Here is a 241-nt window from a genome sequence, read left to right as displayed (position 1 = left end):
GGTGCTCCCGGCCACCATCCAGGCCGACCAGGAGCAGGTCAAGCAGGCGATCCTGAAGAACCTCGTAGCCCGCAAGTGGACCGTACAGCGCATCAGCCCGGAGCTGATCCAGGCCGAGATCACCGTGCGTCAACAGTTCCACGCGGAGATCGATATCCAGTACTCCGCCAGCTACTACAAGATCGTCTACCGCGACAGCCGCGACATGGACTACAAGGACGGCAAGATCCACAAGAACTAC

At 60.2% G+C, this 241-nt stretch carries 1 pseudogene; it reads left to right on the top strand.

Features of this window, described 5'->3' with window-relative positions:
- Positions 1 to 241 (top strand): annotated as a pseudogene (locus SB725_RS33555) (hypothetical protein); the annotation flags it as partial.

The sequence above is a fragment of the Pseudomonas sp. SIMBA_041 genome (genome assembly GCF_046535095.1).
GTDB lineage: Bacteria > Pseudomonadota > Gammaproteobacteria > Pseudomonadales > Pseudomonadaceae > Aquipseudomonas > Aquipseudomonas mucoides.
Note: the sequence above shows the minus strand (reverse complement) of the source record. Positions and strands in the feature narration are given on the sequence as shown.